General features: G+C 71.2%; 25 protein-coding genes, 1 tRNA gene and 1 pseudogene. 16 read left to right on the top strand and 11 right to left on the bottom strand.

Features of this window, described 5'->3' with window-relative positions:
• From AB0J58_RS27505 to AB0J58_RS27475, 7 genes are all read left to right on the top strand, one after another.
• Positions 1-2,181 (top strand): FtsK/SpoIIIE domain-containing protein (locus AB0J58_RS27505; RefSeq protein WP_364220598.1); only part of this gene is annotated, 2,181 nt, incomplete at its 5' end.
• Between the two features lie 138 nt (positions 2,182-2,319).
• The gene (locus AB0J58_RS27500; protein WP_364220595.1) at positions 2,320-2,538 is read left to right on the top strand and encodes a hypothetical protein; all 219 of its coding nucleotides are present in this window, start codon (positions 2,320-2,322) and stop codon (positions 2,536-2,538) included.
• Positions 2,535-2,699, top strand: a complete 165-nt coding sequence (locus AB0J58_RS27495) for a hypothetical protein (protein ID WP_364220592.1) — start codon at positions 2,535-2,537, stop codon at positions 2,697-2,699. Before AB0J58_RS27500 ends, AB0J58_RS27495 begins: the two co-directional genes overlap by 4 nt.
• Positions 2,699-3,601 (top strand): bifunctional DNA primase/polymerase, encoded by a 903-nt coding sequence (locus tag AB0J58_RS27490; protein ID WP_364220589.1) that lies wholly within the window; start codon positions 2,699-2,701, stop codon positions 3,599-3,601. Before AB0J58_RS27495 ends, AB0J58_RS27490 begins: the two co-directional genes overlap by 1 nt.
• 32 nt (positions 3,602-3,633) lie before the next feature.
• Positions 3,634-4,809 (top strand): DUF3631 domain-containing protein, encoded by a 1,176-nt coding sequence (locus AB0J58_RS27485; protein WP_364220586.1) that lies wholly within the window; start codon positions 3,634-3,636, stop codon positions 4,807-4,809.
• Positions 4,810-4,992: 183 nt separating this feature from the next.
• Positions 4,993-5,187 (top strand): helix-turn-helix domain-containing protein, encoded by a 195-nt coding sequence (locus AB0J58_RS27480; protein WP_364220583.1) that lies wholly within the window; start codon positions 4,993-4,995, stop codon positions 5,185-5,187.
• Positions 5,187-6,596, top strand: a complete 1,410-nt coding sequence (locus tag AB0J58_RS27475) for an integrase (RefSeq protein ID WP_364220580.1) — start codon at positions 5,187-5,189, stop codon at positions 6,594-6,596. The genes AB0J58_RS27480 and AB0J58_RS27475 overlap by 1 nt, the downstream gene beginning before the upstream one ends.
• 142 nt (positions 6,597-6,738) lie before the next feature.
• Here AB0J58_RS27475 and AB0J58_RS27470 read toward each other — a convergent pair.
• Positions 6,739-6,812: transfer RNA gene (locus AB0J58_RS27470), tRNA-Arg, on the bottom strand.
• A gap of 327 nt (positions 6,813-7,139) precedes the next feature.
• Between AB0J58_RS27470 and AB0J58_RS27465 the strand changes: the two genes are divergently transcribed.
• The 4 genes from AB0J58_RS27465 (at position 7,140) to AB0J58_RS27450 (ending at position 10,765) form a co-directional block, all read left to right on the top strand.
• Entirely contained in the window at positions 7,140-7,940 is an 801-nt protein-coding gene (locus AB0J58_RS27465) for an aminoglycoside phosphotransferase family protein (RefSeq protein ID WP_364220577.1), read from the top strand.
• A 37-nt stretch (positions 7,941-7,977) separates the two neighbouring features.
• Entirely contained in the window at positions 7,978-8,913 is a 936-nt protein-coding gene (locus AB0J58_RS27460; protein WP_364220574.1) for a cobalamin biosynthesis protein, read from the top strand.
• On the top strand, positions 8,910-10,433 hold the full coding sequence (locus AB0J58_RS27455) for a cobyric acid synthase (RefSeq protein ID WP_364220571.1): 1,524 nt from the start codon (positions 8,910-8,912) through the stop codon (positions 10,431-10,433). The genes AB0J58_RS27460 and AB0J58_RS27455 overlap by 4 nt, the downstream gene beginning before the upstream one ends.
• A gap of 131 nt (positions 10,434-10,564) precedes the next feature.
• A complete protein-coding gene (locus tag AB0J58_RS27450; RefSeq protein ID WP_364220568.1) occupies positions 10,565-10,765 on the top strand; it encodes an SHOCT domain-containing protein in 201 nt (66 codons plus the stop codon).
• An 18-nt stretch (positions 10,766-10,783) separates the two neighbouring features.
• Here AB0J58_RS27450 and AB0J58_RS27445 read toward each other — a convergent pair whose 3' ends face one another.
• Positions 10,784-11,818, bottom strand: coding sequence for a 1-acyl-sn-glycerol-3-phosphate acyltransferase (locus AB0J58_RS27445; protein ID WP_364220565.1), 1,035 nt, complete (start codon positions 11,816-11,818; stop codon positions 10,784-10,786).
• 97 nt (positions 11,819-11,915) lie between these two features.
• On the bottom strand, positions 11,916-12,749 hold the full coding sequence (locus tag AB0J58_RS27440) for a patatin-like phospholipase family protein (RefSeq protein WP_364220562.1): 834 nt from the start codon (positions 12,747-12,749) through the stop codon (positions 11,916-11,918).
• Positions 12,750-12,968: 219 nt separating this feature from the next.
• On the opposite strand from AB0J58_RS27440, the gene AB0J58_RS27435 reads away from it, so the two are divergent.
• The 3 genes from AB0J58_RS27435 to AB0J58_RS27425 are packed head-to-tail and all read left to right on the top strand — an operon-like array spanning position 12,969 to position 15,686.
• Positions 12,969-13,889, top strand: a complete 921-nt coding sequence (locus AB0J58_RS27435; RefSeq protein ID WP_364220559.1) for an ABC transporter ATP-binding protein — start codon at positions 12,969-12,971, stop codon at positions 13,887-13,889.
• Positions 13,858-14,661, top strand: a complete 804-nt coding sequence (locus AB0J58_RS27430) for an ABC transporter permease subunit (RefSeq protein ID WP_364220556.1) — start codon at positions 13,858-13,860, stop codon at positions 14,659-14,661. The genes AB0J58_RS27435 and AB0J58_RS27430 overlap by 32 nt, the downstream gene beginning before the upstream one ends.
• Positions 14,661-15,686: a helix-turn-helix domain-containing protein gene (locus AB0J58_RS27425; protein WP_364220553.1), complete on the top strand. Its 1,026-nt coding sequence runs from the start codon at positions 14,661-14,663 to the stop codon at positions 15,684-15,686. Before AB0J58_RS27430 ends, AB0J58_RS27425 begins: the two co-directional genes overlap by 1 nt.
• 92 nt (positions 15,687-15,778) lie before the next feature.
• Here AB0J58_RS27425 and AB0J58_RS27420 read toward each other — a convergent pair whose 3' ends face one another.
• The 7 genes from AB0J58_RS27420 to AB0J58_RS27390 all read right to left on the bottom strand — a co-directional run bounded on the left by AB0J58_RS27420 (position 15,779) and on the right by AB0J58_RS27390 (position 23,323).
• Complete coding sequence (locus tag AB0J58_RS27420; RefSeq protein WP_343966804.1) at positions 15,779-16,741, bottom strand: quinone oxidoreductase; 963 nt, start codon at positions 16,739-16,741, stop codon at positions 15,779-15,781.
• An 85-nt stretch (positions 16,742-16,826) separates the two neighbouring features.
• The gene (locus AB0J58_RS27415; protein WP_364220550.1) at positions 16,827-18,605 is read right to left on the bottom strand and encodes a serine/threonine-protein kinase; all 1,779 of its coding nucleotides are present in this window, start codon (positions 18,603-18,605) and stop codon (positions 16,827-16,829) included.
• A gap of 37 nt (positions 18,606-18,642) precedes the next feature.
• The gene (locus AB0J58_RS27410; RefSeq protein ID WP_364220548.1) at positions 18,643-19,338 is read right to left on the bottom strand and encodes an HAD family phosphatase; all 696 of its coding nucleotides are present in this window, start codon (positions 19,336-19,338) and stop codon (positions 18,643-18,645) included.
• Positions 19,328-20,437 carry an ABC transporter ATP-binding protein gene (locus AB0J58_RS27405; protein WP_364220545.1) on the bottom strand — a complete coding sequence of 370 codons (1,110 nt, stop codon included), beginning with the start codon at positions 20,435-20,437 and terminating at the stop codon, positions 19,328-19,330. The genes AB0J58_RS27410 and AB0J58_RS27405 overlap by 11 nt, the downstream gene beginning before the upstream one ends.
• Entirely contained in the window at positions 20,434-21,291 is an 858-nt protein-coding gene (locus AB0J58_RS27400) for an ABC transporter permease subunit (protein ID WP_364220542.1), read from the bottom strand. The genes AB0J58_RS27405 and AB0J58_RS27400 overlap by 4 nt, the downstream gene beginning before the upstream one ends.
• The gene (locus AB0J58_RS27395) at positions 21,279-22,157 is read right to left on the bottom strand and encodes an ABC transporter permease subunit (protein ID WP_364220539.1); all 879 of its coding nucleotides are present in this window, start codon (positions 22,155-22,157) and stop codon (positions 21,279-21,281) included. The genes AB0J58_RS27400 and AB0J58_RS27395 overlap by 13 nt, the downstream gene beginning before the upstream one ends.
• A complete protein-coding gene (locus tag AB0J58_RS27390) occupies positions 22,154-23,323 on the bottom strand; it encodes an extracellular solute-binding protein (RefSeq protein WP_343966792.1) in 1,170 nt (389 codons plus the stop codon). The genes AB0J58_RS27395 and AB0J58_RS27390 overlap by 4 nt, the downstream gene beginning before the upstream one ends.
• A 423-nt stretch (positions 23,324-23,746) precedes the next feature.
• Here AB0J58_RS27390 and AB0J58_RS27385 point away from each other — a divergent pair, with 423 nt between their 5' ends.
• Positions 23,747-24,502, top strand: coding sequence for a GntR family transcriptional regulator (locus AB0J58_RS27385; protein ID WP_364220536.1), 756 nt, complete (start codon positions 23,747-23,749; stop codon positions 24,500-24,502).
• Positions 24,503-24,508: 6 nt separating this feature from the next.
• The gene (locus tag AB0J58_RS27380) at positions 24,509-24,841 is read left to right on the top strand and encodes a DUF6504 family protein (RefSeq protein ID WP_364220607.1); all 333 of its coding nucleotides are present in this window, start codon (positions 24,509-24,511) and stop codon (positions 24,839-24,841) included.
• A gap of 126 nt (positions 24,842-24,967) precedes the next feature.
• Here AB0J58_RS27380 and AB0J58_RS27375 read toward each other — a convergent pair.
• Positions 24,968-25,543, bottom strand: a pseudogene (locus AB0J58_RS27375) (DUF4328 domain-containing protein); the annotation flags it as partial.
• Between the last annotated feature and the right edge of the window lie 30 nt (positions 25,544-25,573).

The following is a 25,573-nucleotide window of genomic DNA, read 5'->3' as shown; positions in this document are numbered from 1 at the left end:
ACCACGCCCCTGGACCTGACCGCCCTGCCCGACGTGCCAGCCGGACCGGCTGACGACGGCCCCGGCGCGGAGGTGGTCTCCCTCGACTCCGCCCGTGACCGCCGCCACCCCTACCCGCCCACCAATACCGACGCCTCGACCGGCGGCCCCGTTTTGGAGGGCGAGGTCATCCGGGTGGATTCCCCCGGTGGCGATGACCGCGACTGGCTGGCCGACCTCGCGCAGCGCTCCGCCGAGCGGCGCCCGGTCATCCCGCTGTGGCTGCGCTCGGCCCGCCAGGCCCGCGACACCCTGGCCTGGGTCAGCTCCCACTACGCCCACGTCGGCGCCTACCACGCACTGCGCACCCCGAAGTACGCCGTCAAGCTCGCCACCCGCTCCCCGCGCGGCGCGGCCCGCTTCATCGGCGGGAGCGTCAAATGGGTGTTCGACCTGGAAGGCGAACCGGTACGCCGCGCCGCCGTACAAAAGGCCGACCCCGAGGCGTACCTGAAGCTCAGCAGGCAGCGGGATGCGCGGGTGCGGCTGCGCGTCACGGTCGCTGTAGGCGCGCTGATCGTGCTCGCTCTGGCGTCCCTGCTGCTGGCCGTCGCCGCCCCGACCCCGGCGCAGTGGGCCGCGCTGGCATCCCTGGTCGGCCTGCTGGGCGTGCTGGGCGCCCCGGCGGACCGGCCGCTGATCGACCGCGCCGTCATCGCCACTCAGGTGGAGCGCCTGACCTCCACCGTGGTCATCGACGCCCTGGCCGCCCTGGGCATCGCCGAGCTGAACAAGGCGTTCGGCAAAGGCGGGCGCGGCATCAACTTCCCCGCCCCCATCACCCGCGACGGCCCCGGCTGGCGCGCCGATGTGGACCTGCCGCTCGGCGTCACGGTGACCGACATCATGGAGCGCCGCGACCGCCTGGCCTCCGGACTGCGCCGCCCGCTGGGGTGCGTGTGGCCCGAAAACGCGCCCGGCCAGCACCCTGGCCGACTGGTGCTGTGGGTCGGGGATCAGGACATGTCCGCGGCCAAAGCGCCCGCGTGGCCGCTGGCGCGCACCGGCACCGCGGACCTGTTCAAGGCCATCCCGTTCGGCCATGACCAGCGGATGCGACCGGTCAAGCTCACGCTGATGTTCGCCAACATGCTGATCGGCGCGATGCCCGGCGCGGGTAAGACCTTCGCGCTGCGGGTGCTGCTGCTGGCCGCCGCCCTCGACGTCACCGCCGAACTCCGACTGTTCGAGCTCAAGGGCTCCGGTGACCTGTCGATGTTCGAGCCAGTCGCCTACCACTACGGGTCCGGCGCCGATGACGACACCGTGTATGCCTGCCTGGCCAGTCTGCGGGAGGTCTACAAGGACCTGGAGACCCGCGCCCGTACGATCTCCCGTCAGCCACGCGACATCTGCCCGGAGAACAAAGTCACCCCAGCCCTGGCCGCCAAACGCTCCCTGGGCCTGTACCCCCTCGTCGTGGCGATCGACGAGTGCCAGGAGCTGTTCTCCCATCCGGAGTACGGCAAGGAAGCCGGGGAGCTGTGCACGGCCATCATCAAGCGAGGCCGCGCCCTCGGCGTGATCCTGCTGCTGGCCACCCAGCGCCCCGACAAAGACAGCCTCCCCACCGGCGTCAGCGCGAACGTCGGAGTGCGGTTCTGCCTGCGGGTGATGGGCCAGGTCGAAAACGACATGGTCCTCGGCACGTCGGCCTATCGCAACGGCATCCGCGCCACCACGTTCTCCCCTCGCGACAAGGGCATCGGCTACCTGGTCGGTGCCGCCGACGACCCGCAGATCACCCGATCGGCCTACCTGGATGGCCCGGCCTCCGAGCGGATCGTCACCCGCGCCCGCGCCGCCCGGCAAGCCGCCGGCACTTTGGCCGGACACGCCATCGGCGAGACCCCCACCGCGGCCCCGACGTTCGATCTGCTGACCGACATCCTGGCCGTCATCCCCGAGGGTGAGGGCAAGGTGTGGTCTGAGGTGGTGGTCACCCGGCTGGCCGAGCTGCGCCCGGAGGTCTACGAGGGCTGGGAGCCCGACCAGCTGGCCACCGCGCTCAAGCCGCACCGCATCGACACCGTGCAGATCAGCCGCCGCATCGACGGCAAACAGCTCAACCGGCGCGGCCTCGACCGCGACCGCATCGCCGAAATTGTCGCGGAGCGTAACCGCAACCGCCCGGCCGAGTAGAGCCGCGAGTCCGCTACCGGTAGCGGGAGACCCCGCTACCGGTAGCACCCCCGCTAGCGCCCCATTCCTGAATCTAGCTGCGCGCTAGCACGTAGCACCCACCTGCATAAACCCCCGAAAACAGCCCTGGGAGCCCTGGTGACCCTCCTCATTGCCCTGCTGCTGCTCTGCCTGCCAATCGTCACGCTCTGCTACATCGGCTGGTGTGCCGCGTCCCCCTGGGGGACCTGCGCCCGGTGCCGTCCCGGCGGCAAGAACCGCACCTGCCGCGCGTGCTCGGGAACCGGGATGCGGCCCCGCCTCGGCTGGCAGCTGTGGACCTACCTGCGTCGTCTGCACCGGGATGGCACCCGGTGATCGGCCGCACCTATCTGGAGCGCGGCCAACCGGTCGTGGTGCTTATCCGCTGGAGCGGCCCCGGCCCCCGCAATGTCCTGATCCAACGCGCCGACGGCTCAAAGGTCGTGCGCCCGTTTCGCGGCCTGCGCCGCCCCAAGCCCACCACCGAGGAGAGCTGATGAACGCCCCCGAGACGCTGCGCTACGCGCTGGCCGCCGCCGCCCGCGGCTGGCACGTCTTCCCCGTCTCCATCGGCGACAAGCCCCCGCTGAAAGGCTTCACCGACTGGGAGACCAACGCCACCACCGACCCGACGACCATCCGGCGCTGCTGGTCGAGCGCGCCGTACAACATCGGCATTGCCTGCGGCCCCTCCAACCTGGTCGTGATCGACCTCGACACCCGAAAGGACGGGCAGAGCCCGCCGCCTTCCTGGGACCTGCCGGGGGTCAACGAGGGCGCCGACGTGCTGGCCGTACTGTGCGAGCGCGCCCACGAGCCGTTGCCGTTCGAGACCTTCACCGTGCGCACCCGTCGCGGTGGCACTCACCTGTACTTCACCGCGCCGCAAGGCGCCCGGCTGGGCAACACCGAGGGCGACAAGGGCAACGGGCTGGGCTGGCTGATCGACACCCGCGCGACCGGTGGCTATGTCCTGGGACCTGGCAGCTTCGTGGACCTGCCGGACGGCACCGGAACCTACGAGGTAGTTCACAACACGACCCCGGCCCCGCTGCCCCCCTGGTTGTTCCAGCATCTTTCACCCCCGCCCCGACCGGCGCCGCAACCGGTGCACCTGGCCCTGCCCGACACCCGGCATGGCGCCTACCTGCACGCCGCGATCACCCGTGAGCTTGAGCGTGTCGCCACTGCCCCGCAGGGCCAGCGCAACGGATCGCTCTACCTGGCAGCCATCGCCCTGGGCCAGCTCGTCGCCGGTGGCGCGCTGGCCGAGAGCGAGGTGACAACCCTGCTGGAACAACAGGGGGTCGATGCCGGGCTGAGCCGCGCCGAGACCATCCACACCATCGCCTCCGGCCTGAAAGCCGGTGCCAAGCGGCCACGGACGGTCGCCGCGTGACCACCACACCCACTCGCACAGGAGCTGAACCCATGTCCGAACCCATCAGTCACGGCGCGATGTTGCTTGACGCCCTGCTGGCCGCCCTGACCCGCTACGTGATCCTGCCGACCCCGGAAGCCGCGGATGCGGTGGTGTTGTGGATCGCTGCCAGTCACGCCCAACCCGCGTGGGCGCACGCCCCCCGGCTGGTGATCCGTGCCCCGGAGAAGCGGTGTGGTAAGTCCCGGCTGCTGGACGTGGTCGAGGCGTGCTGTCATGACCCGTTCATCACCGTCAACAGCAGCAGCGCTGCGGTTTACCGCTCGATCAGCGAGGACCCGCCGACCATGCTCGTGGACGAAGCGGACACCATCTTTGGCCCGAAGGCGGACGGGAACGAGGATCTGCGCGGGCTGCTGAACGCCGGACATCAGCGCAACCGCCCGGCCAAGCGCTACGACGCCAACACCGGCCGCGTGGAGTCCATCCCGACCTTCGCCATGGCCGCCCTCGCCGGAATCGGCGCAATGCCCGACACGATCGAGGATCGCGCGGTGGTGGTCCGGATGCGCCGGCGCGGCCCCGGTGAGAGCGTCGCTCCCTACCGGCACCGCAGGGACCGGCCCTTGCTGCGTCAGCTGGCCGAGGATCTGTCGGCGTGGTTGCGCGCCGACCTGGCCACCCTGGAGCAGGCCGAACCCGCGATGCCCGTGGAAGACCGCGCCGCCGACACCTGGGAACCCCTGGTCGCCGTCGCCGACCACGCCGGAGGCTACTGGCCCAAGCGCGCCCGAGCCGCTGTCTTGGCCCTGACCGCCGAGGCCGACGACCAGGGGCAGCCCTCGACCCGCGTGCGGCTGCTGGCCGATTGCCGGACCGCGTTCGGCACTGACACGGCGCTTCCCACCGCGACCCTGCTGGAACGGCTCAAGAGCGACACCGAAGCGCCCTGGGCCGACTACGGACCCGCTGGCCTGACCGCGATGAAGTTGGGCGTGATCCTGCGCGAGTATGACATCCGCTCCGCCACGATCCGCTTCCCCAACGGGCAGGCCAAGGGATACCAGCGAGTCGATTTCACCGACGCCTGGGCGCGTTACTGCCCCGCCCCGGAGAGCGCCGAGAACGGCGAAATCCTCACCTTCGCCAGGGGGAGCCGTACCGGCCGTACCACCATCAACATCGCAGGTCACAGCGATGAGGCTTACATCCCCGGTACGGCTTGAGCCGTACCACTGAAAAAGCCGTACCGGCCCTGACCAGCCAAAACGAGGTTGGTACGGCCGGTACGGCTACCCCCCTCGGAACCGGCCCCAACCCCTTCAAAACAGCTTCGGTGACTGCCACCCCGCCGTGCCGCCGAGGCCGCTCTACCTCCCGCTCGCAGAACCCGGAAGGACACGCGAACCATGGCCACCGCCGCTGGAACCAAGCCCCTCACCGTCACCGAGTTCTGCGCCGAACTCGACATCTCCCGATCCACCTTCTACGACTGGCGCGCCAAGCGCCGCGCCCCGAAGTGCATCACCCTGCCGAACGGCAGCCTGCGCATTCGCCGCGCCGAGTTCGAGCGCTGGCTTGCCTCCCGAGAGGACATCGCCTGATGAACACCACCTACAACGTGCGTGTCTACAAGACCGAGACCCGCAAGAACAAGGACGGCAAGGTGACGTCCTATCGGGTGCTGTGGCAGACCGATGGAAAGCCCTGGAAGAAGCCGTTTCCGAAGGAAGCCCAGGCCGACACCTACCGGAGCGCCCTGGTCACCGCCGCTCGCAATGGCGAGGCGTTCAGCCTCATCACTGGCGAGCCCGTCTCCTGGAACCGTGCTGAGCGCTCCGACATGAGCTGGTACGACTTCGCATGCAAGTTCGCAGACATGAAGTGGAAAGGGGCATCGGCGAAGTATCGGCAGGACATCGCACGGGCGCTTACCGCAGCCACACCCGCCATGCTCGGCAACAAGCAGGGAAAGCCCGATGACCTCGACCTCCGTACGGCCATGCGCCGTTGGGCCTTCAACACCAAGCAACGGTCCGACGCGCCCGATGATGTCGCCGGCACGCTGCGCTGGCTCGCGGCTAACACCAAACCCGTTGCCACGCTCGCGGATGCCGGACCTGTACGCGACCTGTTGGACGTGGCCACCTCGCTGCTGGACGGCAAGAGAGCCGCTACGAGCACGGTCCTGCGGAACAAGACCATTCTTCAGAACGCGCTGGACTACGCCGTGGAACTGAAGCTCTTGACGGAGAACCCGATCAAGGGTCTGAAGTGGAAGCCCCCCAGGACGACCTATGAGGTAGATCGGCGCAGTGTCGTCAACCACGCCCAAGCAAGGGCGCTGCTGGATGCGCTGGGGAAGCAAACGCGTAGCGGCCCGAGGCTCGTGGCGTTCTTCGCGGTGATGTACTACGCCGGACTGCGGCCTGAAGAAGTGGTCAACCTACGGGTGCACAACGTCGTTCTTCCCGATCTCGTGCTGAATGAGGAAACCGGCGAGTGGGAGGAACCCGCGGACGACTGGGGGGAACTGCACTTTGCCTTCGCGGCCCCGTTCGCCGGCCGCGAGTGGACCGATGGCGGCACGCTCCGGGAGGAACGCGCGCTGAAGCACCGCCCGAACGGGCACACCCGGACTGTGCCCTGCCCGCCCCCGCTGACCAGGATTCTCCGGGCTCACCTCGCTGCCAGGTACGGCAGAGGCCCGGACGGACGGCTGTTCTGGGGAGAGCAGGGCGGAGAACTGCCCAGCATCACCTACCGCCGTGCCTGGCAGAAGGCACGCAAGACGGCCTTCACTGATCAGGAGTACGCCTCACCGTTGGCCAGACGGGTCTACGACCTCCGGCACGCCTGCGTGTCCACCTGGCTCAATGCCGGGGTGCCCGCTACCCAGGTCGCCGAATGGGCAGGACACAGCGTGGAAGTCCTCCTACGCATCTACGCCAAGTGCATCGTCGGGCAGGACGAGACCGCCAAGCGCCGGATCTCCGAGGCACTGGGGGAGTGACGAGCACGCCAGATCCCGCGGGAAGGCATTGGGAAGGATCACCCGCAAACGCTCGGTAGCAGCCGTGGACAGCCGGACATGAGAAACCCCCGCCCGACCGCGTTAGCGCAGGTCAGACGGGGGTTTCCGCTGGTCTTGATCGCGCACCCTGCAGGATTCGAACCTGCGACCGTCGGATTAGAAGTCCGGTGCTCTATCCAGCTGAGCTAAGGGTGCTCCCGCTCAATTGTGCATGATCCGGGGAGTGCTCATGTATCGGTTTTGAGGCTGTGTCGCGAGGATCACTCCGCGGCGCCCCGCGCCCTCGGGGGGAACCGCCGCCCGGACGCCCCGACCCGGGTGGACGGTGGCCGGATTCCGGCTGTTCGGGGCGGGGAAACCGGGCTGGACGGGTTGGGAACCTCCCCGGTGACCTGCCACTCTCCTGCCGGGCGCGGCGGCGGATGTCCGATGGGCGGATGACTTCCGGATGTTCCATCCGGCAGGGAGATGTCTGCCCGAATCGTCCCCGCGGGGAGGCGGAGCGGTCTACGCTCGGGTGGCATGTTCGCCGTCACGACCCAACAGGAGATTCCCCTTCTGGGCGGTGATGTCACCGACGGGGTGGTGCGGGTCGGGGACACCGTCCGCCGGCCCAGCCGGGCCTCCACCGCTTCGGTGCACGCGCTCCTGCGGCACCTGGAGCGTTCCGGGTTCGAGGGGGCGCCCCGGGCGTTGGGCGTGGACGAGCGGGGCCGGGAGGTGCTGAGCTACGTCGAGGGCGGCTCCGCGGCCAGGCCGTTGCCCGGGTACGCGCTCGGTGGGGAGTCGCTGGCCGCGCTGGCGCGGCTGTTGCGCGGCTTCCACGACGCGGCCGAGGGGTTCGTCCCGCCGCCGGGGGCCGTCTGGGAGGGCGGGTCCAACGACGACGCGGCCCCGAAGCTGATCGGGCACTGTGACGTCAATCTGGACAACGTGATCTTCCGCGACGGGCTGCCGGTCGCGTTGATCGACTTCGACATGGCCCGGCCGACGACCCGGCTCTTCGACGTGGTGACCACGCTGCGGCACTGGGCGCCGATCGCCGATCCCGTCGATCTGGAGCCGCTTCAGCGCCGCCTTGAGGTCGGGCCCCGGCTCCGCCTGTTCTGCGACGCGTACGGCCTGGCGCCTCGCGACCGCAGACGCCTGCTGGATCTGGCCCGGCTCCGCTTCGACCGTTCGTACCAGGTGATGCGTGCCAGGGCCGAGGCCGGGAGCGGTGGATGGGCCCGGATGTGGGCCGGCGGGGCGGGGGTGCGCATCCGGCGGGCCCGGGTGTGGCTGGAGACCCACCAAGATGAACTCCATGAACATCTCATTTAGTCGACTAATCGCCAAAGTGGGACTAAAGGGGCCTGGAGTGGCCGAAGGGGTGGGGATGCTCGCCGGGGTCGTGATCGACGCCGTGCTCGCCGATCCCCGGCGCGGGCACCCGGTCGCGCTGTTCGGCACCGCCGCCGCCGAGGTGGAGAAGCGGGTGTACGGGGACGGCCGGGCAAGGGGCGTGCTCCACGTCGCACTGTGCGTGGTTCCGGTGGCGTTGCTCGGCCACGCCGCGACCCGGCCGCGCGATCCCATGGTGCGGGCCGCGCTGAGCGCGGCGGCGACCTGGGCCGTCCTCGGCGGCACCACGCTGGGCCGCGAGGGGGCGGCGATGGCCGAACTCCTGGAGGGCGGTGACCTGGCCGGGGCCCGGGAGAGGCTGCCTCATCTGTGCGGGCGGGATCCTTCCGGGTTGGCGGTGCCCGAGCTGGCGAGGGCCACCGTGGAGTCGATCGCGGAGAACACCTCCGACGCGGTGGTGGCGCCGCTGTTCTGGGGGGCGGTCGCCGGGGTGCCCGGCCTGCTCGCCTACCGCGCGGTCAACACGCTGGACGCGATGGTCGGCCACCGCGACGAGCGCTACGAGCGCTTCGGCTGGGCCGCAGCCCGCCTCGACGACGTGGCCAACTTCGTGCCCGCCAGGATCACCGGGCTGCTCGCCGCGCTCGGCGCCCCCCTGGTGGGCGGTTCGACGCGGCGGGCGGCGGCGGTGCTGCGCGGGGACGGCCACCGTCACCCCAGCCCCAACGCGGGCCGCTGCGAGGCGGCGTTCGCGGGCGCGCTGGACCGCACGCTCGGCGGGGTGAACGTGTACGGCACCCGGATGGAGCACCGGCCGAAGATGGGCGAAGGCCCCGAGCCCTCGGTCGCCGACATCCGCCGGTCCGTGCGGCTGGCGCGGGCGGTCGGGCTGGCCGCGGCGGGGCTCGCCGTCCTGGCCGCCGTGCGCGGATCGCGCGGGAGGAAGGGGTGAAGGGGGCGCTGCTGGTCGCCGGGACCACCTCCGACGCGGGCAAGAGCGTCGTCACCGCCGGGATCTGCCGCTGGCTGGCCCGCCAGGGGGTGCGGGTCGCACCGTACAAGGCGCAGAACATGTCGCTGAACTCCTTCGTCACCGCCGACGGCGCCGAGATCGGCCGGGCCCAGGCGGTGCAGGCCGCCGCGTGCGGGCTGGAGCCCAGCGCGGACATGAACCCGATCCTGCTCAAGCCGGGCAGCGACCGGCGCAGCCAGGTCGTGGTGATGGGCAGGCCGATGGCCGAGGTCGACGCGATGGAGTACTGGGACGTCAAGGAGCGGCTCCGCCAGGTCGCGGTGGACGCGCTGGAGCGGCTGCGGGCCTGCTACGACGTGGTGGTCTGCGAGGGGGCGGGCAGCCCGGCGGAGATCAATCTGCGGGCGGGCGACATCGCCAACATGGGGCTGGCCCGTGCCGCGAACCTGCCGGTCGTCGTGGTCGGTGACATCGACAGGGGCGGGGTCTTCGCCTCGCTGTACGGGACCGTGGCGCTGCTGGAGCCCGCCGACCAGGCGCTGATCGCCGGGTTCGTGATCAACAAGTTCCGGGGGGCGCCCGAGCTCCTCGAACCGGGCCTGGACATGATCAGGGAGCTGACCGGCCGCGAGGTGTACGGGGTGCTGCCCTGGCTGGACGGCCTCTGGATGGACGTCGAGGACTCCCTGGCCCTGGACAACCGGCCCGTGCCCGGGACGCGCGCCCCGTACGGCGGGCAGAGTCTGCGGGTGGCGGTGGTACGGCTGCCGAGGATCTCCAACTTCACGGACGTGGACGCGCTGGCCTCCGAGCCCGGGGTGACGGTCCGCTACGTGACCTCGCCGGGCGAGCTGGACGACGCCGATCTGGTGGTGCTGCCCGGCTCCCGGGCCACGGTCTCCGACCTGGCCTGGCTCCGCGCCACCGGTCTGGCCGAGGCCCTGCGGGGACGGGCCGTGCTGGGCATCTGCGGCGGCTACCAGATGCTCGCCAGGACCATCCGTGACGATGTCGAGTCGGGGGCCGGCCTCGTCGAGGGGCTGGGACTGCTGCCCGCCTCGGTGGAGTTCGCCGAGGACAAGACGCTGGGCCGCCCGGTGGGCGCCGCCTACGGCTGCCGGGTCGAGGCGTACGAGATCCACCACGGCGTCGTGACGGTCGACGGCGGCGAGCCCTTCCTGGACGGCTGCCGGTACGGCTCGGTGTGGGGCACCACCTGGCACGGCGCCCTGGAGAACGACGACTTCCGCCGGGCCTTCCTGGCCGAGGTGGCCACCGTCTCCGGCCGCGACTTCACCCCGGCCCCCGACGTGTCGTTCGCCGCCCTGCGCGAGGAGCGGCTGGACGCGCTCGGCGACCTGGTCGAGCGGAACGTCGACACCGGGGCACTGCTCAGGCTGATGGAGGGCGGGGCGCCTTCGGGCCTGCCGTCGCTTCCGCCCGGCGCCACCCGGCACGAGGCCCCCTACCTCTCCCGGGGCGGCTCCTCCGCCGGCTGACCGGTGGCGGGGCGGTCCGGCGAGGGGGCGTCCCCATTCTTTTCCAGTGCGACAGGGGAGAAGGGGGGCATGGCCTAGTAAATTGGTATTGCCCCTGCCAGATCCGATGGGGGAAGTCCGGGAGGTCGGTGATGGTCCGCATCATCGTGTTGTTCGTCGTCATCGTTGTGATCGCCATGGTGGTTCTCGGCGTGGCCCGGATGATCCGCTCCTTCTCGGCTCCCGAACCCGTCGACAGCCCCCGCGAGATCCTCAGGCGTCGTTACGCGGCCGGTGAGATCGACGAGGACGAGTACCTCCGCCGGATGTCGGGTCTCTCCCAGGAGTGGTAGCTCCGTTTCCGCGGCGTGTCAGGCGGCGGGGGCGGAGGTGGGCTGGTTCGCGGTGATCCAGGCGTCGATCTCCTCCCACTGGTCGAAGAGCCACCGGATCTGGCTCTCCCGGTCGCGCGGCACGTCGGCGGCCCGGACCCGCCACCACTTGGCCTTGATCTCGGCGCTCATCGGGAGGCGGTGCCAGACGTCTCCGAGGGTGACCAGATCGTCGAGGCCGGTGTGCGCGACGAAGATCACGTCCGCCTCGGGGCAGGCCTCGATGGCGGCGATGGCCCCGTTGGGGCGGGGCGCCATCAGGTGCTCCAGCCCGCGGGCCCGCGCGGCCTCCTCGGACAGGCCCTTGCGCTCCAGCCGGAGGATGGCCCGCCAGCGACGCCTGGGAGTGAAGTTGCCGCCCTCCGGGAAGATCACCAGGGCGTCGTCGGCGTCCATGCCCGAGGCCAGGCGGCGGATCTCGCCGAGAACGCCGCTCTCGGAGGTCTTGCGCGGGACGAAGGCGTTGGGAAGGCGGTTGATCACCACGTCCAGTGAGGGGTCGAGCTGCAGGGCGGCCTTCATCACGATCCTCGGGCGCCTGCCGTACCGGGCGAGAAGGTGGTGGACGAGCAGGAACGAGTCGCCGGGGCCCGCGTGGCGGGACAGCACGATGACGGGGCGGGTGAGGCGCCGGGAGAGTTCGTCGGAGGTGGGTGCCGGCTCGTCGATCTCGACGCTCAACTGGAAGATCCGCACGGCCACCCCGTACACCTTGGACAGGAACCACCGGATCAGCGCGTAGTGCCGCTCCTGGTGCTCGTCGCGGTGGAGCCATCCGCCGAACCCGCTCGCCACCCAGAGGCCCAGGCAGGCGAGGAGCGCCATCGACTCCAGTGCCAGCCACGCCACCGCGAACCAGACCAGCCGGGTGCCGCGCCGCTGCGGGGGCGGCAGGTGCAGCGAGGCCGCGGCCACCACCAGCAGCCAGAGCGGGAGCGTGACCACCGCGACCACGGTGAGCACGATGACGAGTGGGGCCAGGATCAGACGGCGGATGATGCGAGGAGGCAGCATGAGCGGCTCCTGCCTGGGGGTGATGTGCGGTGCGGGTGTACGGCTCTGACGGGTTGACGACCCCCGAGGGCGCCGGTGTGCACGGCCGCTGGGGAACTCAGGTGGACGGGTTACGGGCCAGGTAGCTGGACGAGGCCTGGTACGCCCGTTCTATGTATCCAGATATATGCGATATATCCCGATAACGCAGCTGGGCCAGATCCATTCCCGGGCGTGCCTCGCCACCCGACGGCATGACATGGACCTCGATGTCGCCCGGCAGGGTGGCCATCTCCTCGGCGAAGCGGTGCCGCCTGGCGATCTCGAAGGCGGTCATCCCGACCTCCCACGGGCGCCGTGGCACCAGCAGGGGACGCTCGATCCTGCCCACGTGCAGCACGTACACCCGGCGGGCGCCCAGCGCGACCGCGCGGCCGACCGGGATGCTGTGCACCAGCCCGCCGTCGAGGAAGTGCTCGCCGCCGATGGGGACCGGGGGCAGCAGCCCGGGGACGGCGCAGGAGGCCAGCACCGCCTCGACCAGGGGCCCCTCGGTGAACCAGTGCGCGGTGGCGCGCTCGACCGAGGCGGCCACGCACTGGAACGGCACCGTCAGGTCCTCGATCCGGGAGACGGAGAGCGTCCGGGTCAGCAGGTCGCGCAGCGGCTGGCCGGAGTGCAGGTGGGTGCCGGTCCTGGCGAGGGTGGACAGCCGGGTCACCCACGACCCCGCGAACGCGGTACGGACCACGTTCGAGCCCCACAGCGTGGTCAGGCGCGCGACCGCGTCACCGGGGGAGGCGGCGAGCACGACGCCGTTCAGCGCGCCCACGGACGTGCCGACGATCACATCGGGCTTGATACCCGCTTCGTCGAGCGCCCGCAGCATGCCCACCTCGTGCGCGCCGAGGACACCCCCGCCACCGAGGACGAAGGCGGTGTCCACGCTCATCGGTCCTCCGCAGGTTGTCAGGCGGCCCGACGCCGCGCGATTCGTCAACGACCTCACGATAGACCGCGCCGGGGATCGGTACGGCCCTCGCGGGGTGCGGCCCGGTGTCACGACGGAGGGGCCGGGCGGGGCGGGGTCCGGATCCGGGCAAGGAAAAGGCGGCCAACTGTCGGGATCCGGCCATGGCCCCCGCGCCGGCGGGCGGGCACGATCGGGTGCATGACAGCGGTGGTGGAGACCGAGGGGCTCACCAAGTTCTACGGCGGGCGCCGGGGACTTGAGGATCTCGACCTGGAGATCCGGCCCGGGGAGGTGTTCGGGTACCTCGGCCCGAACGGTGCGGGAAAGACGACCACGATCCGGCTGCTCCTGGACGTGATCCGCCCCACCAGGGGCCGGATGACGGTCCTCGGCTGCGATCCCCGCGAGGCGGGCGTGCGGAGCCGGATCGGTTACCTGCCCGGCGAACTGGCCCTGGAGGGCAGGGAACGGGCGGGAGACTACCTCGCCTTTCTCGGCAAGGTACGCGGCGGCGTGCCCAGGGGGCGGATCACGGAGCTGGCCGAGCGGCTGGAGGCCGACCTGGCGGTGCCGATGGGCAGGCTCTCCAAGGGCAACAAGCAGAAGGTCGGGCTCATCCAGGCGTTCATGCACGAGCCGGAGTTCCTGATCCTCGACGAGCCGACCAGCGGCCTGGACCCGCTGGTGCAGCAGGAGTTCCTGGCGATGATCCGCGAGGTCCGCGCCTCCGGCCGTACCGTGCTGATGTCCTCGCACGTGCTGGCCGAGGTCGAGCACGTCTCCGACCGGGTCGGCATCGTACGGGCCGGCAGGCTGGTCGCGGTGGAGGACGTCTCCGCGCTCCGCGAGAAGGCGGTGCGCCGGGTGGAGTTCCACTTCGACGCGCCGGTGCCCCGCGAGGCGTTCGAGAACCTGCCGGGCGTGCGGGACCTGCGGGTGGAGGGTGCCGGGGTGCGCTGCACCATCGACGGCCGCCCGGACGCGCTGGTCAAGGCGGCGGCGAGGTTCACCGTGGTGCACATGGTCAGTGCCGAGCCCGACCTCGAAGAGATCTTCCTTACCTACTACAGCGAAGAGGAGGCGCGTCATGCCCGCGCTGGTGTCGAAGAGCCTGCGTGACTACCGGCGGGCGCTGCTCGGCTGGACGATCGGGATCAGTGCCTTCTTCGGGCTCTACCTGGCTTACTACCCGACCATCGTGAGCAACCCCGAGCTCTACGGGCAGGTGGCGCTGACCAAGTTCCCCGGGGCGATGCGCGACCTCATGGGCGGCCTGGAGGACGGCTTCACCAGCGGTCCCGGCTACCTGCAGACGCTGGTCTACCAGCTGTTCGGGCCGATGCTGTTCATCATGTGCGCCGCGGTGATCGGCAACCGGGCGATCGCCCAGCCCGAGGAGGCGGGCACCCTGGAGCTGACCCTCACCCTTCCGATCACCCGCGGGCGGCTGGTCCTGGAGCGCTTCGCCGCCCTCGCCCTCGCCCTGTTCGGCGTGGCGGCGGTCACCTTCCTCGTCGTGTTCGGCCTGGCCTCGGCCGTCGGTATGGACGTCCCGGTCGACAGGATCCTGGCCGGTCACACGGGCGTCTTCCTGCTCGCGCTCTTCTTCGGCACGCTCTGCCTGACCGTCGGCGCGGTGACGGGACGCAGGGGGGTCGCCCTGGCGGTGGTCGGGGTGGTCGCGGTGGCCGGCTACGTGGTCGAGACGATGGGCAGGGACGTGGACGGGGTGTCCTGGCTGCGCTGGATCTCACCGTTCCACTACTACCTCGACGGACGGCCGATCCAGCAGGGGTTTCCCGCGTGGGAGTATCTCGTGCTGGCAGGGGCGATCGTCGCGCTGGTCCTGACCGCGGTACCGGCCTTCGACAGGCGTGACGTGGGAGTCTGATGGACGAGCTGCTCGGCGGTCACCTCCGGACGTTGAGGGAGGCGGCCGCCACCGGCAGGCCGCCGGGCAGAGCCGAGCTCGACGGCTGCCGCGCCGCCGGTGTGCTGGCCGCGGAGCGGGGCGTGTCCGTCCGGGCCCTGGTCGAGGCGGCACTGGCCATGGCCGAGTCCGTGACCCCCGTCCCGCTTTCGGCCCTGCGGCGTACGGTCTCCGCGCTGATGGAGGGGTACGAGGACGCCCAGCGCTCCGCGTTGCGTCAGGAGGAGGCAGCGCGCAGGGAGTTCGTCGACGACCTGCTCCAGGGGCGCGTCCACCGGCTCGCCGAGCGGGCCGAGCACTTCGGCCTCCGCCTGGCCGAGACCTACGCGGTCGCCGTCGCCCGCGCCGCCGCCGATGCGGGCGACGGGATCCCCGAGGGGACGGCCCGGCGGATCGAGGACGCGCTGATCGTCCGGTTCGGCTCGCACAACGTGCTGGTCGCGGTCCGGGACGGGACGCTCGTCTGTGTGGCGCCGGGCGGACTCGCCGCCGCGACCGGCGAGTTCACCCACCACGTCCGCAGGCTGTTCGCGCCCGGCTGGCGGGTCGGGCTGGGCAGGGCACACCGGGGTCCCGGCGGGGTGGTCGCCTCCTATCGCGAGGGCGCCAACGCCATCGAGCTCGGCGACCGGCTGGGGTTGCGCGCCCCCGTGCTGAAAGCCGCCGACCTGCTGGTCTTCCCGGTGCTGCTGCGGGACCGGGCGGCCATCGAGGACCTGGTGACGACGGTGCTCAGCCCGCTGCTCGAGGCGCGGGGCGGTCCCGAGCCGCTGCTCGCCACGCTGGAGGCGGTCTTCGCCTCCCAGGGCAACCAGACCGCCGCCGCGCGCAGGCTCGGCGTCAGCACCCGGGCGGTGACCTACCGGCTGGAGCGGATCCGCCGCCTCACCGGGTTCTCACCGGACGACCCCACCCAGCGTTTCACCCTGGAGACGGCGGTCCTGGGCGCCCGGCTGCTGGACTGGCCCGCCCAGCCGCTGAGCTGACCACTCCGCCGTACGCGGAGCCCCGGTGGCCCGTCACCGAAAGGCGGGGTGACGGGCCAGGAGTCGCGACCTCGGGTGCGGCCCCTGCACGTTCAGGGGATCAGCAGCACCTTGCCGGTCGTACGGCGGGATTCGAGGTCCGAGTGGGCGCGGGCGGCCTCCGCCAGCGGGTAGCGGTTGGAGATGTGCACCCGGATCCGCCCGTCGGCCACCCAGCCGTAGATCTCGGAGGCCCGCCAGACGAGCTCGTCGCGGGTGGCGATGTAGGCGTTCAGGCTGGGGCGGGTCAGGAACAGGGAGCCGTTCCTGGCGAGGATCTGCGGGTCGACGGGCGGGACCGGGCCGCTGGCCTGGCCGTACAGCGCCATCATGCCGCGCGGGCGCAGCGAGGCGATGCTCTCGTCGAAGGTGGCCGCGCCCACGCCGTCGTAGACGACGTGCACGCCGGATCCGGTCAGCTTGCGGACCGCGTCGGCGAAGTTCCGGTAGCGGAGCACCTCGTCGGCGCCCGCCTGGCGGGCCAGGGTCTCCTTCTCCTCGGTGGAGACCGTGCCGATCACCCGGGCGCCGCGCAGCTTGGCGATCTGGGTGAGCAACAGGCCCATGCCACCGGCGGCGGCGTGCACCAGCACGTCGTCACCGGCCTTCACCTCGTAGGTGGAGTGGGTCAGGTAGTGCGCGGTCAGCCCCTGGAGCGTGATGGCCGCCGCGGCCTCCGGGGCGACCCCCTCGGGCACCGGGAGCAGCTTGGAAGCGGGTACCGCGACCCTGGAGGCGTAGCTGCGCGGCACGGACGCCCAGGCGACGGTGTCGCCGACGGCGACGTCGTGGACGTCCTCGCCGACCGCGACGACGGTGCCCGCGCCCTCCTCACCGGGGATGAAGGGCAGGGAGAGCGGGTAACGACCCATCCGGTGGTAGATGTCGATGAAGTTCACGCCGGAGGCGGCGACGTCGACCAGTACCTCCCCGGGGTTCACCTCGGGATCCGGATGGTCGTCGACGTAGTCGAGAACCTCGGGGCCGCCGGTGGCGGAGACGACTATGGCGCGCATCGTGCTGAACTCCTTCGATCTGTCAGTGTCCCGACCGGTGTCCCGACCAGTGTGTCCCGATCGTCCCCGGTACCGGGCGGATCACTCAGGGCTGCCCGGTCGCGGCGGGGCCGTGCAGTGTGAAGTTGTCGAACGCGGTCTTGAGCACGGCGTCGCTGTTCTCGCCGACCCGGGCGATCACCCCCACCAGGCCGTTGGGCAGCGGGTTGGTGTCGAGGAAGGACTGCGCCCGATCGCCGTTGACCCACATGTTGAGCTGCACGCCCCCGTCGACCCCGGTGCACTCGGCTTGAAGGCGGGTGGCCTTCCCCTTGGGCAGGTCGACCTTGACGGGTTTGGTGAGCTCGCCCCCGGCGCTCTTGACGGTCTTGCGGATGCGGGCGTTCCCGGCGGTGTCGAGCAGGAACTCGTACCGGGTCGCCTTGTTGTCGTCCTCGCCCCGGCAGAACAGCCCGTACTCGCCCGTGCCGATGCTGCCGGAGCGGATCGTGATGTCGGTGCCGAGCAGGATCCTGCTCGGCGTGACCGGCGTGGGGCTGGCCGTGGGGTTGGGAGTGGCGGGAGGCGCGGGCACGAAGGGGATCGGGGCCTGCTCCCGCTTGATGGGGGAGTAGCCACTGACATCGATGGCGTAGTAGCCGTCGGGGGCGTAGCCGTAGCTGCTGGTGAGCGGGTCGTAGTTGCCGCCGCTCCAGCCGGTGCCGCTCTGGGTGAAGTCGTCCTGGTAGAGCAGGGCGAGGTTCTCCGGGGGGCCGCCGGGGGAGAGGGCCAGGCTCAGGCCGAACGCGCCGGCCACCACCAGGGCCGCCGCGGCCGCTCCGATGACCAGCCTGCGGTGCCTGGTCGACTGTTCGCGCGCGGAGATCCCGGGATCGCCCTGCGGGCTCAGGAGGGTGTGGCCGGGGCCCGTCTGCGGGTTGCCGGAGATCGCCCAGCCGGGCTGGGAGGACATCGAGGTGGGAGCCCACCGGAGGTCGTCGCTCCCCGGGGCGTTCGCGGGCCCTGTCGGCTGCCCCTGCCAGGAGGCCTGAACCGAGTGGGCGGTCTGCTCGGGCGCGGCGGAGCGGCCCACCAGGTGGTCGAGGAGCTGCTGGGAGGTGGGCCGGTGCCGAGGGTCCTTGGCCAGGGCGTAGCCGACCAGCTCGCGCAGCGCGGGCTCCATGCCCTCCAGGGTGGGTTCGGTGTTGAGCACCTGGTACAGCACCGCGGGCAGCGCCTCGCCGCCGAACGGAGCTCGCCCGCTCGCGGCGAAGGCCATCAGGCAGCCCCACGAGAACACGTCGCAGGCGGGCGAGACCGGCTCGCCTCGGAGCACCTCGGGCGCCATGTAGCGGGGGGTGCCGAGGATCTCACCGGTCCCGGTCATCCCGCTGAGCGTGTCCAGCGCGCGGGCGATGCCGAAGTCGATCACGCGGGGACCGACCGGGGAGAGCAGCACATTGGAGGGCTTGAGGTCGCGGTGCACCACCCCGGCGGCGTGGATGGCGGTCAGCGCGGTCGCCACCCCGACGGCCAGCGCGTCCAGGCTGGAGCCGTGCAGCGGCCCGCCGGACTCCACCGCCTCCTCCAGGTTGGGGCCGGTGACGTACTCGGTGACGACGTAGAGCTGGTCGCCGTCGAGCGCCGCCTCGATGACCGCGGCCGTGCAGAACCTGCGGACCCGCTGCGCGGCGTCGGCCTCCCTGCGGAAGCGCATCCGGAACCGCTCGTGCTGGCTGTACTCCGAGTTGATGACCTTGATGGCGACCTGTTGCCCGTCGGCGGCCTCGCCGAGATAGACCGTGCCCATCCCGCCTCGGCCCAGCCTGCTGAGCAAGCGGTATCGGCCTATCTGTAGTGGTTCGTCGGGACTGAGGTTGTTCACCTTTGTACCTAACCGCATACGCCATCACATGAGTGGTTCAGCCTATCGATCTCTTGCCGCTCGCCAGCTGTCGCAACAGCGGAAGGTCCACTTTTTCCAGGCCGTCCACGGCCAGCACGCCCTCCCGCGCCATGCCGCCCGCGACCGACACCACCCGGCATCCGGCCGCGCGGGCCGCCGCGAGCCCGGTCGGGCTGTCCTCCACCGCCACGCACTCGCCGGGGTCGACGCCCAGTTCGGCGGCCGCCCGCAGGTAGGGGTCCGGCAGCGGTTTGCCGCGCGCGGTGTCCTCGGCGGCCACGACCAGGGTGAACCGCTCGGCTCCGACGGTCTGGAGCACCATGTCCACGATGCGCCGGGGGGAGGCGCTGACCAGCGCCGTGGGCACGCCGTCCGCGCCCAGGTCGTCCAGCAGCCGGATCGCGCCGGGCAGCGGTGTCACCCCGCCCGCGATCCGCTCGGCGAAGGCGTCGGTGAGCCGCGCCCCCACCCGTTCGACGGCGTCGGCTCCACCGGGGAGCGCGGATACGTCGGGAGCGGCGGACGACGCGCGCCGTACCAGGTGGGCGGCCACGTACTCGACCGGGCGGCCGAGCACGTGGCCGACGTCGGCCTCGGTCAGTTCCAGACCCGACTCCGCGGCGACCGCCGCGCACGCCTGCCACCACGTTCCCTCGGTGTCCACGAGCGTGCCGTCCATGTCGAACAGGACGGCGCGGAGCTCACCCGACACCCGCGGGATCCTCCGTCGCCTCGGACGACTCCGGCCCCGCCGAGGGCCCCGATGACTCCGGGAGGGTGGGGGCGGTGCGCGCCGCGACGAGGACGGGCCGCTGCACGAGGGCGACGTCCACCCGGGTGCCCGGCGCCAGCCGCACCGCGTCGTGTCCCGGTACGTCGCTGAGGATCTCCAGCTCGCCCAGCCGCACCCGCAGCCGCGCGACCGAGCCGCGGAAGGACGATGCCACGATCGTGGCGTCCCCTTCGGAGGAGGGCGTGACCAGCACCGCCTCGGGGCGGACCAGCACGTCGACGTCGGAGGCGGAGGGCAGCGGGCCGTCCACCGGCATGAGCCGGCCCAGGACCGTGACCTCCTGACCGGACAGGTGGCCGGGGACGTGGTTCATCGTGCCGACGAACTCCGCGACGAACGGGGTGGCTGGCCGGTCGTAGACCTCGGCCGGGGGACCGCACTGCTCCAGCCGCCCGGCGCGCAGCACCGCGACCCGGTCTGCGACCGACAGGGCCTCCTCCTGGTCGTGGGTGACGAAGATGGTGGTGATGCCCAGTTCGAGCTGGAGCCGGCGGATCTCCTCGCGGAGCGTGATCCGGACCTTGGCGTCCAGCGCGGACAGCGGCTCGTCGAGCAGCAGCACGCGCGGCTCCAGCGCCAGCGCCCTGGCCAGGGCGACGCGCTGCTGCTGGCCGCCGGAGAGCTCGTGCGGGTAGCGCTGGGCGTGCGCCGGCAGGCCGACCAGCTCCAGCAACTCGGCCGCCCGCGCGTGCCGTCTGGCGGTGGGCACCTTGCGGACCTGGAGCCCGAAGGCCACGTTGTCCCTGGCGTTGAGGTTGGGGAACAGGCTGTAGGACTGGAAGACCATGCCCGCGTCCCGCCGGTTGGCGGGGACCCGGGTGATGTCCTTGCCGTCCACCAGCACCGCCCCGGCGTCGGGGTGCTCGAACCCGGCGACGCAGCGCAGCGCCGTGGTCTTCCCGCAGCCCGACGGGCCGAGCAGGGCCATCAGCTCGCCCTGCTGCACGGTGAGGTCCAGGCCGTCCAGCGCGACCGTACGGCCGAACGCGCGGCGCAGTCCTCGGAACTCGACGGTCACGAACGTTTCCTTCCCGCACCCGAGAGGGTGAGCAGCAGCAGCCAGATGAGGAGCAGGCTGATGATCGACAGTGCCACGGAGAGCTGCCCGTCGTTCCCGGAGATGGTGACGATCCAGACCGGGAAGGTCTGGTAACCGAGCAGGGCGGCGACCGTGTACTCGCCGAGCACCAGCGCGAGGGTGAGGAACGAGGCGCTGGCGATGGCGGAGCGGATGTTGGGGATGATCACCCGGAACAGCACGTACGGCCACGAGGCGCCCAGGTTGCGGGCCGCCTCCACCAGGGTCCGCACGTCGATCGCGCGCAGCCCGGCGTCCAGCGACCGGTAGGCGAACGGCAGCGTCAGCACCACGTACGCCAGCACCAGGACGATCGGGAACCGCTCGTCCTGGACGGCGATCAGCGTCGCCCAGAGCGGCGTGGCGGCCAGCGCGTCGATGCCGCCGCGCAGCGCGGTGCTGATGCCGACCACGTAGGCGATCGGCGGCACGACCAGCGGGAGGGTGGCGATCAGCTCCAGCACCGGTCCCAGCCTCGACGCGCCGAGCCGTACGGCCAGCATCGCCGGAAGGGTCAGCAGCAGCACCACGACGATGGTGGCGGCGGCCAGCCCGAGGGAGAGCAGCAGGCTGGACAGGAAGCCGGGCGCCGACAGGATCCGCCCGTAGGCGGCGAGCGAGAAGCCCTGTCCCTCGGAGTAGACGGTGAACCAGAACGACACGGCCATCGGCACGACGAAGTAGAGCGCCGCGACGACCAGCACGATCCCCCGCCAGGCCCGTCGCTGCCCGGGGCGGGCGGCGGGGGCCGGACCGCCGGGAGTGACGTCGGGCAGGGCGGCTACCGCAACCATCGGGAGCTCCTCCTCTGCAGCGGCAGGTAGACCGCCATCACCAGCAGCGCGATGACGATCATGTCGAGGCTCAGGGCGAGCGCGATGTTCTCGTAGCCGATGAGGACGTCACCGGTGAGCGCGTCGGCGATCTGCAGGGTGACCAGCGGGACCGTGCTGCCGACCATGGCGGCGGCGGTGGCGTAGGCGGCGAACGCGCCGCCGAACAGCAGGACGACGCCGCCGAGCAGCGCGGGGGTCAGCACCGGGATGCCGACGTGGCGCCAGAACTGCCAGGTGGTGGCGCCGCTGTTCTGCGCCGCCTCCCGCCACTGCGGGCGCAGGCCGTCCAGCGCCGGGGTCACCACGAGCACCATCAGCGGCACCGAGAAGTACAGGTAGACCAGGGCCAGGCCCCAGAAGTTGTACAGCGTGCCGGGGCCGAGGCCCAGCGCGGTGGTGAGCACCCCCGAGTTGCCCAGGGTGGCGATCCAGATGAAGGCCAGCGGCACGCCGCCGAAGTTGGCCAGCACGCCGGAGAAGGTCAGCACCGCCTCGCGCAGCGCCGTGAAGCGAGAGGTGATCACGGCCTGGGCCAGGAACGTCCCGAGGATCGCGGCGACCACCGCCACCACCGCCGACAGCCGCACGCTGCTGAGCAGGGCGTTGAGGTAGGCGCCCTGCAGGCTCCTGGACAGGTTGGCGGTGCCGATGGACGACACCCTGGTCGCCGGGTCCCTGACGGTGAACGCCCCGACGAGCAGGGTGACCGCCGGGATGCCGAACGCCACGGTCACCACGGCCAGCAGCGGCAGGGCGCCCAGCGAGTTCTTGGATCGGCCGTGGCCGCCGCGCGGGGCGGCGGCCGTGACCGCGGGGTCCCTCATCCCGAGACCGCGGCGCCCCAGCCGTTCGCCAGGACCTCCTTGGCCTTGTTGACCTGTGCCTCCGTCGGGAAGGTGGGCTCGCCGTCGACCGGCGGGAGGTTGGCCTCGGCGGCCTTGTCGACCGAACCGTCGGCCTGCATGGCGGGCAGCAGGACCGGGCGGGCGAAGCCCCCGAGGTAGAGGTTCTGGCCCTCGGTGCTGTAGAGGAACTCCTGCCACAGGCGCGCGGCGGCCGGGTGCGGGGCGTCCTTGTTGATGGCCTGGGCGTACAGCTGGAAGTACTTGCCGTCGCCGGGGATGACGGTCTTCCAGTCGATGCCCTTCTCGGCCATCTTGGGGGCGTAGGCGGCGTTGTTGTAGTCCCAGTCGATGCTGATCTGGGTCTCGCCCTTCTCGATGGTGGCCGGCGTGGTCTCCACCGGGTTGAAGTTCCCGCTCTCCTTGAGCTTCTTGAAGAAGTCCAGGCCGGGCTGGATGTCGTCGAAGGAGCCGCCGTTCGCGAGGGCCGCCGCGTACACGCCCGCGAACGCCGAGCCGGACTTGGTCGGGTTGCCGTTCAGGGCGACCTTGCCCTTGTACTCGGGCTTGAGCAGGTCGGCGTAGGTCTCCGGGCACTTGTCGATCTTCTTGGCGTCGCAGCCGATGGAGATGTAGCCGCCGTAGTCGTTGAACCAGAGGCCGGAGGGCTCCTTCTGGTTCTCGGGGATCTTGTCCCAGGTCTGGACCTTGTACGGCGCGAACAGGCCTTCGGCGGCGCCGCTGATCGCGAAGGACTGGCCGATGTCGAGAACGTCGGGGGCCCGGTCCTGGCCCTTGCGGGTCTTCACCGCGTTGATCTCGTCGGCGCTGGCGGCGTCGGGCGTCTCGCTCTCGATCTCGATGCCGTACTTCGCCTTGAACGCCTCGATGATCTTTCCGTAGTTGGCCCAGTCCGGCGGCAGGGCGATGACGTGGAGTTTGCCTTCCTTCTTGGCGGCCTCGACGAGCTTGTCCAGCCCGCCGAAGTCGGCCGCGGAGGTGGCGGTTCTGGCGTCCACACCGGCCGCGGAGCCTCCGTCGGAGGCGGCTCCCGACGGGGTCGACGTGCCGGGGGCGGCCCCGCACGCGGTGGCTCCCACCAGAAGGAAAGCGGCCAGACCGGCAAGGCGAACTCGGGATGCGATCACTGTGTCTCCCAAGGGGGTGTCGCGCAATATTTCACGAAAGTAGACGAACTTGTACAAACAAGCTAGACCTCGTATGCCGTGACTACGTTGCTGTTTGATGAACGCATGGAGTACGTGGGTGAAATGCGAAAATCGCAGCTATGTGGGTGATTCAGGGGTGTTTAGGGTGGAGGTCGGTCTCGCCGGTCGGTGCGCGCAGCGAAGGAGCGCGCCCTCGCGCCCGTCGTCGGGAACAGTGGTGGGAGCAGTGGTGGGAGCAGTGGTGGGAGCAGTGGTGGGAGCAGTGGTGGGAGCGGGGCCGGAGGTGAGGACGGTTCTGGGAGGCGAGGCGAGGTTGGGCGGTCACCGGGCGTTCGCGGGTGTCCCGAAGGGGACGCGAGAAGGAATCCCGTCGTTCGGGGGCGCGGGAGAAAGGGGCTGGGCGTGACCCCCCGTTACCTGGGCATCGCGGAGAGGCTGCGCGACGCGATCATGCGAGGCGAGTACGCCGTGGGGGCACAGCTACCCTCGGAGGCCGAGTTGGCCGCCGGCTTCGCGGCGTCCCGGGGCACGATCCGCCAGGCCGTCGCGGTGCTCGCCACCGAGGGGCTGGTCGGTTCCCGGCAGGGGGCCAGGCGCATCGTGCTCGGCCGCGAGCGCAGCCAGAGCTTCGCCGAGCTGCACAGTTTCGCCCAGTGGGCGCGGGCGATGGGCTACCGGGTCAGCGGGCAGGTGCTACGCCAGTGTCGCAGGGGCGCCGACGCCACCGAGGCGGCACGGCTGGCGATCCAACCGGGCGAACCGGTGCTGTCGGTGCTGCGGCTGCGTTCCCTGGAGGGCGAGCCGGTGATGCTGGAGCGCACCACCTACGCCGGGTGGATCGCCCCGGCCGTCGAGCGGATCGAACCCGGTTGCGAGTCGATCACCCAGGCCCTCTACGACAGCGTCGGCCTCGTCTTCGCCTACGGCGAGCACCTCATCGACGCGGTGGCGGCCGGCGTGCAGGACTCCAGGCTGCTGGCCGTGCGCAGGGGCAGCCCGCTGCTGCGTCAGCGCCGGGTCACCACCACCCACGAGGGCCGGCCCGTCGAGTGGTCCGACGACCGCTACCGCGCGGGCAGCGTGACCTTCAGCATCCGCAACTCGGTGGACGTCAACCCGCTGGTACGGCAGATGGGCGACTTGCGCCCGGCTCGATGAGAACGTATGTTCGACACGACAGGCCCGCCTTCCCCCGGGCACTCATCCGAAGCCCCGGGGAGAAGAGGCGTCTTGAACCGACTCTACGGCGACCCTGTCGAGGTGTGGACCCGCGAGGGACGGCCCGTCCGGTTCGCCTGGCGCGACCAGCTCTACACGGTCCACCGGATCCTCGACCACTGGGTTGTCGCGCGCGAGTGGTGGAAGGTCTCCGACAGCGATCCGGGCGAGCGCCGGTTCTGGCGGGCCGAGGCCGCCACCGGTGGCCGTCTCGGCACCTACGAGCTCCGGTTCGACACCGCGGGCGAGGGCTGGCTGCTGATCAGGGCCTGGGACTGACTCCCAGGCCGCGGCCACGCTCCAGGATCTCACCCCGCCCCGGCGTCCGGCACGCTCCGGACGGTTCGCCGGGATCCGGCGCCGGTGCCTGGCACCCGCGGTCTGGATCCCGGTGATCTGCCGGACCGTCGCCGCGCAGAGCAGCGCGGCGACCGTGACGGCGGTCAGCTCGGGCGGGCCGAAACCGGTCAGGCCGGTGCTCGGCTGGGACACGCCCGGCCAGAGCCGTACCAGCATCACGGTGAGCGCGACCAGCCAGCTCAGCCACCAGGCGGCGAGCAGCGCCCGCCAGCGCGGGCGGCGGTCGGCCGGCGGGCGGGAGGCCCACCACAGTCGGTCGACCAGCACGGCGGGCGCGACGAGGTTGACCACCGGCACGAACCAGCTCGCCAGGACGGTGACCACCGCGGGCCGGTCGGCGCACTGCTGGGCACGGAGCAGCCAGTTCAGGTACGCGACGACGGCGGCGATCGCGGCCGCGGCGAAGAAAATGATCAGGATGGCGAAGACCGTCACCGCGCCGAAGATCGCGTCGGCACCGGGGGCGTGGGGGTCGCCGCCGAGTTTCGAGATCTCCAGGACGAGGCGTCGGCCGCGGGCCTGTTCGAACACCGCCAGGGCGGCGGTCGCGATCACCAGGGCGGTGAGGGTGAAATAGACGGCCGAAGCCGACCTTTTCTGTAGAGATGGGATAGAGCGCATGTATATCTCCCCCCCGCCATGCGCTGAGGA

The sequence above is a fragment of the Streptosporangium sp. NPDC049644 genome (assembly GCF_040675205.1).
GTDB classification, from domain to species: Bacteria; Actinomycetota; Actinomycetes; order Streptosporangiales; family Streptosporangiaceae; genus Streptosporangium; species Streptosporangium fukuiense.
Note: the sequence above shows the minus strand (reverse complement) of the source record. Positions and strands in the feature narration are given on the sequence as shown.

Bases quoted from the DNA above. Each gene is read 5' to 3' on its own strand.
- AB0J58_RS27450 (WP_364220568.1), top strand. From the start codon at position 10,565: ATGGTCCGCATCATCGTGTTGTTCGTCGTCATCGTTGTGATCGCCATG.
- AB0J58_RS27440 (WP_364220562.1), bottom strand. From the start codon at position 12,749: ATGAGCGTGGACACCGCCTTCGTCCTCGGTGGCGGGGGTGTCCTCGGC.
- AB0J58_RS27465 (WP_364220577.1), top strand. From the start codon at position 7,140: ATGTTCGCCGTCACGACCCAACAGGAGATTCCCCTTCTGGGCGGTGAT.
- AB0J58_RS27445 (WP_364220565.1), bottom strand. From the start codon at position 11,818: ATGCTGCCTCCTCGCATCATCCGCCGTCTGATCCTGGCCCCACTCGTC.
- AB0J58_RS27490 (WP_364220589.1), top strand. From the start codon at position 2,699: ATGAACGCCCCCGAGACGCTGCGCTACGCGCTGGCCGCCGCCGCCCGC.
- AB0J58_RS27400 (WP_364220542.1), bottom strand. From the start codon at position 21,291: ATGGTTGCGGTAGCCGCCCTGCCCGACGTCACTCCCGGCGGTCCGGCC.
- AB0J58_RS27485 (WP_364220586.1), top strand. From the start codon at position 3,634: ATGTCCGAACCCATCAGTCACGGCGCGATGTTGCTTGACGCCCTGCTG.
- AB0J58_RS27480 (WP_364220583.1), top strand. From the start codon at position 4,993: ATGGCCACCGCCGCTGGAACCAAGCCCCTCACCGTCACCGAGTTCTGC.
- AB0J58_RS27420 (WP_343966804.1), bottom strand. From the start codon at position 16,741: ATGCGCGCCATAGTCGTCTCCGCCACCGGCGGCCCCGAGGTTCTCGAC.
- AB0J58_RS27395 (WP_364220539.1), bottom strand. From the start codon at position 22,157: ATGAGGGACCCCGCGGTCACGGCCGCCGCCCCGCGCGGCGGCCACGGC.
- AB0J58_RS27435 (WP_364220559.1), top strand. From the start codon at position 12,969: ATGACAGCGGTGGTGGAGACCGAGGGGCTCACCAAGTTCTACGGCGGG.
- AB0J58_RS27380 (WP_364220607.1), top strand. From the start codon at position 24,509: ATGTTCGACACGACAGGCCCGCCTTCCCCCGGGCACTCATCCGAAGCC.
- AB0J58_RS27475 (WP_364220580.1), top strand. From the start codon at position 5,187: ATGAACACCACCTACAACGTGCGTGTCTACAAGACCGAGACCCGCAAG.
- AB0J58_RS27425 (WP_364220553.1), top strand. From the start codon at position 14,661: ATGGACGAGCTGCTCGGCGGTCACCTCCGGACGTTGAGGGAGGCGGCC.
- AB0J58_RS27430 (WP_364220556.1), top strand. From the start codon at position 13,858: ATGCCCGCGCTGGTGTCGAAGAGCCTGCGTGACTACCGGCGGGCGCTG.